A 5,713-nucleotide genomic window follows, 5' to 3' on the forward strand; every position below is an offset into this window, starting at 1 on the left:
GCCGTGGACGGGGCCAGCAGCGACACGGTGAAAATCCAGGGGATGACCTTCCTGCTGGCGGTGGCCCCCCTGGCCGACGAGCGCGGCCTGCGCGGATTCGTCGTCACCCTCACCGACATCACCGAGCTGGCCCGCATAGACCGGATGAAGACCGACGTGATGCACATCCTTTCGCACGACCTGAAGAGTCCGCTGGGGACCATCCGCGGCTTCGCCGAGCTCCTCTCGGACCGGGAGGTCTCCCGGGACGAGCGCCTCGAGTACGTGGGGCACCTGGCCGCCGAAACGGACAAGCTCCTCAAGCTCATCGAGACGTTCCTCGACGTGAGCCGTCTGGAGGGCGGCCGGCGGCGGGGCCAGTTCCTCCCCGTGGACCTCTGCGCGGTGGCCGAGGAGGTCATCGAGTTGGGGCGCATCACCGCCAACCAGGCCGGCAAGACCCTGGTCCTCGACCGCCCCCCCGCGGTGACCGCCATCCTGGCCGACGTGAACCTGGTCAGCCGGGCGCTGGCGAATTTGTTGGACAACGCCGTCAAGTACGCCCCCGCCGGGACCGACGTGACGGTGGCCGTCCGGGAGCTCGAGCGGGCGGTGGAGGTGTCGGTGACCGACGAGGGGCCGGGGATCGAGCCGGAGGAGCGGGAGCACATCTTCGAGAAGTTCTACCGGGCGAAGGCGGCGCGGGACGTGGGCGGCACCGGGCTCGGCCTCTCCTTCGTGGCCCAGGTGGCCCGGCTGCACCGCGCCGAGGTCCTGGTGGCCTCCACCCCCGGCAAGGGCGCCACCTTCACCCTCCGCTTCAACAAACCGGATCTGGAGGGGGATGAGCCGAGGGAGATCGAGGACACCGAGGCGTGAAGCGCCCGTCCCCGGCGGCTCGGGTTCGCGGGGGTCGGTGCTTGCAGGGGCCGGTTCCGCGGATCCCGTCCCCCGGAAGTTCGCGTTTGCGGGCTTGACAAAGGGACCGTTTTTTTTCCTAGTTTTACCGATTCCTACCCTCCCCCGGGCAGAGGCATGACGGAAACGACGAAGCCCGTTCCGGTCGAACCCAAGCGCGGGAGCCTCCACGCCCTGCCGTTCTTCCGGGGCCGGACCAAGTTTATCCCGCTCCACGCCAAGTTCTCCCGGGCCTTCCTCCCCCTCGCGCTCGCCTCGGTGTATCTCTTCGGCTGGCGCTGCGCCTTCCTCCTGGCCCTGGCCTATGCCGTGGGCTGGGTCACTGCCGCGGCGTTTTCGCTTATCCGCCGCCGGCCCATGGACCCCAGCTTCTGGATTACGGCGCTTCTTTTCGGCCTGACCCTCCCGGCGCACGTCCCCTGGTGGCTGGTGGTCATCGGGGCGGCCGTGGGGCAGCTCTTCGGGAAGGAGGCCTTCGGGGGCTTCGGGCGGAACGTCTTCAACCCGGCGCTGGTCGGGCGGGCCTTCGTGACCATCAGCTTCCCGACGTACTTCGCCGGCTACTGGTGGAAGCCCTTTTGGGGCGGGATCGGGGGGTTCGCCCACTGGGCCCCCGACCTCGCCGCGGCCGACGCGGTGACCACCGCCACCCCCCTGGCGGCCTTCAAGGGCTCCGGCGTCCAGGGGCCGCTGGGGCCGATGCTCTGGGGGAACACCGGCGGGGCGATGGGGGAGACGGCGGCGATCCTTTTAGTCCTTCTGGGGATTTACCTCCTTGCGCGGAAAATCATCAACTGGCGGACGCCGCTGGCCGTCCTGGGCGCGGCGGCGGTCGCCGGCCTCGTCCTCCACCTGCTCTGGCCCGCCTTCGTCCCCGACACGGCCTTCACCCTGGCCGGCGGGGGGCTCCTCTTCGGGGCGCTCTTCTTCGCCACCGACCCGGTGAGCGCGCCGGCGACCGACGGCGGCCGCTGGCTCATGGGCGCGCTCATCGGCGTTTTGGTCGTAATCATCCGGGCGGCGTCGAGCTTCTCCGGCGGCGTCTTCTTCGCCATTCTCTTCGCCAACACCTTCACCCCGCTGGCGGACTCGCTCATAAAAGAACAACGAAAGAGAAAGAGGGGAGTTTGATATGGGCACAATGCTAATGAGTAGTGATTTGAAACAAATGGCACTTGATCGCGTAAGAGATGCGCAGATTTTATTAGAAGCTAAAAGATACGTCAGTTCCTACTACTTGATAGGGTATGCCGTCGAATATGCCCTGAAGGCTGTAATTGCCAAACGAACCCGGCGACACGAATTCCCAGAGAAAAAACGAGTGAATGAAAGTTGGACACATGATTTCGATAAGTTATTCGAAAAAGCAGCTTTAGAAAAGGAACCAATGAATAAGCAGACAGAGACATATTTGGCTACAGTAAAAAAATGGAAACCTGATTCAAGATATGAGCCAAAGAAGAGTAGAAACGAAGCTGAAGACCTTTTCGAGGCAGTGACACATCCTCACGATGGAGTTCTATCATGGTTGAAAACATACTGGTAAAAGAGTATCGGGAGGAAGGCTCGATAATCGTCGAGGCATTACTCAAGCACGGCATTCCTGTCGAGGCCGCCTTCTGGTCCTATTACGGTTTGTACGAGCGTTGGGAGTTCTATATCGTCTCTAGTTGGGCGGACGAAAAAGGGATAAACAAAACCTATAGTGAGATATACGATGCCATAGAGGGATTAGATGAGCTTGAACTGCTGTCATTAACAGACATCAGGTTGATTGGACTTTCGGATAGCCTCTATAAGCAGTACAAGGATGTGCTTAAAAAGCATTGTGAGAAAGGTAGAAAACAGAGGCGGACAACATCCGGCCGAGTGAGGGATTGCTTTCCGTATTCCGGTCCCGACTATCAGTTCTACTCGTATGATATCGAGGTTATAAAAAAGCATGCCCTTCAATAAAGACTCGCGCCCCTTCATGGTCCTCTTCCTGGTGGCCGCGTCGGTGCTGGTGGCCTCGGCCCTCACCGCCCTCTACGCCTACACCAAGCCGGTGATAGACGAGCAGAAGGCGCGCCTCTTCAACCGGCGGGTCATCGAGGTCTTCGGCCTGGCCGACTCCGGGGCGGAGCTTGCGCCCGCGCGGGTGGACGAGCTTTACTCGAAGCACGTCAAGAAGGACCAGGCCGGCGGGCTCACCCTCTACCGGGGCTACGACGACGCGGGGAAGGAGCTGGGCGTGGCGTTCGAGGCCTCGGGGAGCGGCCTGTGGAGCGTGATTCGGGTCCTGGTGGCCCTGACGCCGGATTACAAGAATATCTACCGCCTGCGGGTCCTGGAGCAGGGGGAGACGCCGGGGCTGGGTGGGCGGATCGCCGAGCCGGAGTTCCTGCAAAAGTTCGACGACCTGCCGCTGGGCCCGGCGCCGGGCTACGTGGGCGTCGTGGCCTACCAGGCCCCCGACAAGCCCTACGAGGTGGCGGCCATCACCGGGGCCACCCAGACCTCCAAGTCCCTGGAGAAGCTGTTGAACGCGGGCATCGCGGCCTTCCTCGCCGCGGTGAAGGGGGGAACGCCGTGAGACCGACGACCGCGCTCGTCCTTTATTCGATTTTGGCCACGGCGGTTCTCGGGGCGCCGGAGTGGACCAGCCCGGCCTCCCGGCCCGAAATCGAGCCGATGTACGCCCTGGTGGACGTGGACGCCCTCAACGTCCGCGACGCCCCGTCGGTGGACGGGAATAAAATCGGCCTGCTCCACCGCGGCGACCGGGCGGAAATCCTGGCCTGGGCGGTGGGGTACGACAGCCGGGGTGCGGGCTACGTCTGGGCCGAGGTGCGCTCGGGCGACCTCCACGGCTACGTCGCCGCCGAGGAGAAGAGCTACGCTTGGGGGGAGTACGGCGAGCGCTACCTGGTCGTCGAGCACGCGTTCGGCGAGCCGGAGCTCACCCTCGCCGCGGACCTGGACTCCGACGGCGCCCCCGAGGAGGTCCGGGTCGGGCCGGGGGAGGTCCACGTAGAGTACGAGCAGTTCTACTACGACGAGGAGTACGTTTACCGCCTGCCCCTGGTGCTGCGGGTCGAGGGTTCGTTCAACGCCGAGGTGCGACTGGCCGACTTCTTCCTGGGGACGAGCGCCGAGGAGGTGCCCGCGGAGGAGCTCATCGCCGGGCTGGATGAGTCCGGAGAGCTCGGCTGGTACCACAACTGGAGCCTCTACGGCCTCGAGGCCGGCGACTTCAACGGCGACGGGGCGGCCGAGCTGCGCCTGACCCTGGACTACCGCTCCTCCTACCCTTCGCCGGTCATGGGGCCGACCTTCACCCGCCGGCGGGTGCTGGGCTTCGCCTGGGGGAATGACGGCCTGCGGTGCATCTACGGTTACACCGAGTGGGCCTTCCTCCTCGGGTCCGACGAGGACGGCCCGTCCGGCAACTGGGCCTACGTCGAAGGCGGGGCGGAGCTGACCCCGGAGGCGCTGCGATACCGCGCCGTGATGTGTTGCCCCGAGGAGCCGGTGCCCTACGTCAATTTCCGATTCATCCATGCCCACGAGCGGCTGGACCGGCTGGATCGGGTGCGGCACCCGCTGCCGCCGCCGAACTACCTCGCCGACGGTCGGTGGTTTTCGACGGACCTGGAGGCGCGCTGGGTGCCCGAGGCCGGGTTTTACGCCCTCTACTGCCCGCCGGGCAACGACTACGCCCTGGAGCTCGGCTACGCCTACTCCGAGGTCTCCCCCGTGGGGCTGCTCGGGGTGGACACGGCCGAATCCGTGTGGGGTTTGCTGAAAGAACCGTTGACGCTTTTCTGCCTGCCGGGGTCCGGGACCGTCGCCGGGACCCTGGAGCCGGAGATCTGGGTGGACGTGCGGACTTACGAGACGCGGGACGGCGCCTGGTACCTCGTCTCCGCCGTCCCTTACAGCGCCTTTACCGGTCAGGCCCCCGCGCTGGCCGGCTGGACCCGCACCCCGCCGAAGACGGAGGAGTGACCCGTGCCCAAGAAGGGTGAGAACTGGAAGGTCTTCGTCAAGGGGCTGTGGGAGGACAACCCGATCTTCCGCATGATTCTGGGCATCTGCTCCACCCTGGCGGTGACCAACCAGGTTATCAATACCGTGGCGATGGGCTCCGCCGTGGTCTTCGTCACCGTGTGCAGCTCCTTTCTGGTGAGCCTGGTGCGCAACGTCACCGGCAAGCGCGTCCGCATGGCCGTTTACACGCTCATCATCGCCGCCTTCGTCATCCTGGTGGACATCGCGCTGAAATCCTTCGTCCCCACGGTTTCGAAGGCCATCGGGCCGTACGTGGGGCTGATAATAACGAACTGTATCATCATGGGCCGGGCCGAGGCCTTCGCCTCGAACAACAAGCCGCTGCCCAGCATTCTCGACGCCGCGGGGGTGAGCCTGGGCTACGCCATGAGTCTCTTAATAATTTCGGTCTTCCGGGAGCTACTGGGCTTCGGGACGCTGGCGGGGATTCCGGTCCTGGGGCCGGGCTTCGAGCCCTGGGTGATAATGGTCATGGCCCCCGGCGCGTTCTTCATGCTCGGGACCTACATCTGGATCATCCGCACCGTGCAGGACTCGGCGAAGAAGAGGAAGGAACTGCGCGCCCAGGCGGCGTAGGAGGGAACATGCGGGGAATCGGTCTCGTTCTGCTGACTCTCCTGACCGCCTCCGCGGTGGGGGACTTCCGCCCGCCGGATTTTTGTACACATCTGGACAACGAGTATTACTCCGGTACTCTTGAGATGTACGACGACTTCATCGTCGTCCATGGTCTATACCGTGGTGTCGAAATTCGAGGGGAGGC

General features: G+C 64.4%; 7 protein-coding genes. All 7 read left to right on the forward strand.

The window, feature by feature from the left end:
- Window positions 1-858 (forward strand): HAMP domain-containing sensor histidine kinase (locus tag NTW26_01440; protein ID MCX7020937.1); only part of this gene is annotated, 858 nt, incomplete at its 5' end.
- A gap of 156 nt (window positions 859-1,014) precedes the next feature.
- Window positions 1,015-2,028 (forward strand): RnfABCDGE type electron transport complex subunit D, encoded by a 1,014-nt coding sequence (locus NTW26_01445; GenBank protein MCX7020938.1) that lies wholly within the window; start codon window positions 1,015-1,017, stop codon window positions 2,026-2,028.
- 1 nt (window position 2,029) lies between these two features.
- A complete protein-coding gene (locus NTW26_01450) occupies window positions 2,030-2,443 on the forward strand; it encodes a HEPN domain-containing protein (GenBank protein ID MCX7020939.1) in 414 nt (137 codons plus the stop codon).
- A complete protein-coding gene (locus NTW26_01455; GenBank protein MCX7020940.1) occupies window positions 2,422-2,853 on the forward strand; it encodes a hypothetical protein in 432 nt (143 codons plus the stop codon). The genes NTW26_01450 and NTW26_01455 overlap by 22 nt, the downstream gene beginning before the upstream one ends.
- Entirely contained in the window at window positions 2,840-3,472 is a 633-nt protein-coding gene (locus NTW26_01460; GenBank protein ID MCX7020941.1) for an FMN-binding protein, read from the forward strand. The genes NTW26_01455 and NTW26_01460 overlap by 14 nt, the downstream gene beginning before the upstream one ends.
- On the forward strand, window positions 3,469-4,887 hold the full coding sequence (locus NTW26_01465; GenBank protein ID MCX7020942.1) for an SH3 domain-containing protein: 1,419 nt from the start codon (window positions 3,469-3,471) through the stop codon (window positions 4,885-4,887). Before NTW26_01460 ends, NTW26_01465 begins: the two co-directional genes overlap by 4 nt.
- A gap of 3 nt (window positions 4,888-4,890) precedes the next feature.
- Entirely contained in the window at window positions 4,891-5,526 is a 636-nt protein-coding gene (rsxE, locus tag NTW26_01470; GenBank protein ID MCX7020943.1) for an electron transport complex subunit RsxE, read from the forward strand.
- Window positions 5,527-5,713: the final 187 nt, after the last annotated feature.

This window comes from bacterium, assembly GCA_026398675.1.
GTDB lineage: Bacteria > RBG-13-66-14 > RBG-13-66-14 > RBG-13-66-14 > RBG-13-66-14 > RBG-13-66-14.

Coding starts and splice junctions, on each gene's coding strand:
- NTW26_01445 (MCX7020938.1), top strand. CDS start 1,015: ATGACGGAAACGACGAAGCCCGTTCCGGTCGAACCCAAGCGCGGGAGC.
- NTW26_01450 (MCX7020939.1), top strand. CDS start 2,030: ATGGGCACAATGCTAATGAGTAGTGATTTGAAACAAATGGCACTTGAT.
- NTW26_01455 (MCX7020940.1), top strand. CDS start 2,422: ATGGTTGAAAACATACTGGTAAAAGAGTATCGGGAGGAAGGCTCGATA.
- NTW26_01460 (MCX7020941.1), top strand. CDS start 2,840: ATGCCCTTCAATAAAGACTCGCGCCCCTTCATGGTCCTCTTCCTGGTG.